Here is a 3237-nt window from a genome sequence, read left to right as displayed (position 1 = left end):
CGTCAGGGGTCAGGGGTCAGGCGGTGTCGCTTGACTCTTGTCCCTTGACGGTATTTTGTTGATCCAGATGGTAGACCCAGATAACCATACCGGTGCTTTTGAGAGTTTCGCCTACAAACAGTTGTTTTTTGAACCAATAGTAGGTGGTGGCTTGTTTACTGCTGCTGCACCAGCACTGATTGTGCAATTTGGCCCATCGGTAGTGTTACTGCTAACAACAGGATTACTAGCCTTCTGGTTAATGTTTGGTCTGTGGAACTTTAAGCGGATGAGAAAGACATTCAGGCAAGCTAATCTTTAAAGGGTTAGTCCGTGATCCGGCAAGGGAAGCGTGCTTCTCTTGCGCAACGCTGGGGGAGATTTGGGCTCTACTATGGTTGGTGTAAACTAAGCTGGTGAAATTTTGTAAGCAGCTATGACCCAGTCGATTCCAAGGATTGCCCTCCGAGAATTTCTCACTCAACCCAATATTGAGGCTTCTCCGGCATGGGAATTAATTGATGGGCGAGCAGTCCAAAAACCAATGCCAACCCTCTTTCACTCCCGCCTACAACGCAATCTGGTTAATTACATCAATGATCGAACCAATCGATTTGAAGCGGTACAGGAGCTACGCTGCATCATACCTCCCTACTCGCCAGTACCAGATATTGCTATCGTTGCCTGGGATCATCTTCCCGATCAGGACGGACCCCTTGATGGAGCACCCGATTGGCTGATTGAAATTCGTTCCCCTGACCAAAGCACTTTAAACTTGCAAAACAAAATTCTTCATTGCCTCAGTAATGGAACACAATTAGCCTGGTTAATCGATTTCGCTCGTCAGCAGATTTGGGTCTGGCAGGGAGATGACCTACCCATAGTCTGTTCAGGAGAAGACATTCTACCAAGCTTAGGCATTCTACCCGAACTTACGGTCAACGGGGTAATGGCTATGACTCGGCGATCATAGATCGTTGCCCCTTGCTTAATTTTCTGCTATTTTATGCCCGAGAGTGATAATGTTGGGTATTGAGGTTCCTTACATTAAATTAAACACTGCTTGTATACTTTATTGCTCTACAAATCCCTATATTAGTAGTCATAGATACCAACATTAATTTGATGAAAGAGATTTTTCAAGGAGAAGTTTTTGCAGATACTGCCAACTTCGATAGTGGTATTCGCCAGCTAATGCCTCGCTATGAGGAAATTCTGGATGTTTTAGCCCGTTGTACTCCTCCTTCTGCCCAGCGAATTCTGGATCTAGGTTGCGGTACTGGCGAAACGAGTTTTAAAATCCTTGATCGCTGTCGGAATGCCGAAGTCATTGCGCTAGATTATTCCCCCCGAATGCTGGCCTTTGCCCGTGCAAAAATTGAGGAGGCTGGATATAGCAATAGATGGAAAGCGTACGAGGGAGATTTTGGTGACTGGGCGAATGACAACTTATCATTACCAGAACAATTTGATGTCTGTATTTCCTCTTTTGCCATCCATCATCTTAGCGATGAGATGAAGCTGAAGTTATTTCAGCGAATTCGGAAAAGTCTCAACCCAGGGGGCGTGTTTTGGAATGCTGACCTGGTTTTGCCAGAATCACCAGCCCTCAAGCAAGTTTACCAGGAAAGGCAAGAGGATTGGGCGCAAAGTCAGAGAACGACCCTAGCAGCAGTTCGCGCTAAGTTCGGAACGAGTATCTCTGAGGGTTATTCTGGTCCTGATCGCTTTAGCACCACTTATGCCCATTTGCAAATGCTGACAACTGCTGGATTTGCCTCGGTGGCGGTGCCTTGGAAGTATTATGGTATGGCAGTATTTGGAGGGATAGTGGCAAAAACAAAGGAACCTAGGCAGTAGAATCAAGTATCTGGGTCAAATTATTGTGATCTTTCCGCTTACCTGACAACAACCAATCATTAATAAGCAACCATTTATGCAAGATTTGTCACAAGACGGAAACTGGTTCAAGCTAGTAGCAGATATCAGAACGTCACAACAAAACAAGACCTGGTTTAATTCAGTAGCAGATGCCTACAACAAAACCAGACCAACCTATCCTCAAACGATAGTTGATCGGGCTGTAGAGTTAGCCCAATTCCCAGATGATGCCACAATTTTGGAAATAGGATGTGGACCTGGAACTGTAACTAAAGCCTTTGGGCAATTAGGCTTTAGAATGGTCTGTATAGAACCAAGTCAGTCTGCTTGTAAGCTAGCGCGACAAAATTGTGCCCAGTATCCCAATGTAGAGATTAAGAATACTACTTTTGAGGAGTGGGAGCTAGAGTCCCAGAGATTCGATGCGGTTATAGCAGCAACGGCTTTTCATTGGGTTGCCCCTGGAAGTGGGTATGCCAAAGTTAATGCTGCTTTAAAACAGAATGGTGTACTCATTATACTGTGGAATACCAGACCCCATCCTCAGCCTGAACTTTACCAAATGTTGGATGAGGTCTATCAGATCCATGCTCCATCTCTGAGACGATATGCTGAAGATACAAAAACTCAGTTAGAAAAGCTGAACGAATTTGTAGAGAAGGTGATAGACTCCGGTTATTTTTATGACTGTAAATCGGAATATGTACTCTGCGAACCTACCTATAGCATCGATGATTATCTGGCCTTGTTGAGTACTTACTCAACCTACATTAACCTAGAGTCGCAGCAGAAGAATTCTTTATTTACTGGTTTGAGGGAAACCCTAGAGAAGAACTGCGGCAATAGGATCCAACTTTCATATGTGTCAGCTTTTTGGATTGTCCAAAAAGGGTGAGCTGAAAACTTTCTATCTAAGGATGGCTAGTTGTGGTTTATCCTGGGTCAATCAAAACCTTTGAAGACATATCAGAGGGACTACACCCAGAAGTACCTGAACCGCTCCAGCAAATGATCTGGGTTAGCCTGCGCCTCAAAAAGTGGACTGCTGGAAGTGGAAGTGAACTACAGTAATAATATTACAGAAAAAGGACGGGAGTAGGACACGCCCTGGATCTATGGGCGAGGGTCAGGCAACGTCTACAGGGCAGCGCGAACTTACGGTCTACGGGGTAATGGCTATGACTCGCCGATCATAGATCGTTGCCCCTTGCTTAATTTTATGCTATTTTTCTCCAGAGATCGATGATGTTGGGTTTCGTTACCTTAACCCAATCTTGTCGATTGGGCAAAACAAATATCTTTAACAATTGAACTGATAGATTGCCCATTTTTGCCCACCTCAAGTTACGGCTAGTAGCGAGGGATTGCCTACGGCAC

Annotated in this window: 4 protein-coding genes; all 4 read left to right on the top strand. The window is 44.9% G+C overall.

Annotated features, from left to right (window positions below; genetic code table 11):
• Positions 1 to 67: 67 nt before the first annotated feature.
• Positions 68 to 301, top strand: coding sequence for a hypothetical protein (locus F6K57_RS40885; RefSeq protein WP_293074727.1), 234 nt, complete (start codon positions 68 to 70; stop codon positions 299 to 301).
• A gap of 114 nt (positions 302 to 415) precedes the next feature.
• The gene (locus F6K57_RS40880) at positions 416 to 952 is read left to right on the top strand and encodes a Uma2 family endonuclease (protein WP_293074724.1); all 537 of its coding nucleotides are present in this window, start codon (positions 416 to 418) and stop codon (positions 950 to 952) included.
• Between the two features lie 152 nt (positions 953 to 1104).
• On the top strand, positions 1105 to 1839 hold the full coding sequence (locus F6K57_RS40875; protein ID WP_293074722.1) for a class I SAM-dependent methyltransferase: 735 nt from the start codon (positions 1105 to 1107) through the stop codon (positions 1837 to 1839).
• Between the two features lie 76 nt (positions 1840 to 1915).
• On the top strand, positions 1916 to 2755 hold the full coding sequence (locus F6K57_RS40870; RefSeq protein ID WP_075903586.1) for a class I SAM-dependent methyltransferase: 840 nt from the start codon (positions 1916 to 1918) through the stop codon (positions 2753 to 2755).
• Positions 2756 to 3237 lie beyond the last annotated feature (482 nt).

Source organism: Moorena sp. SIO4A5, from assembly GCF_010672005.1.
Lineage (GTDB): Bacteria > Cyanobacteriota > Cyanobacteriia > Cyanobacteriales > Coleofasciculaceae > Moorena.
Note: the sequence above shows the minus strand (reverse complement) of the source record. Positions and strands in the feature narration are given on the sequence as shown.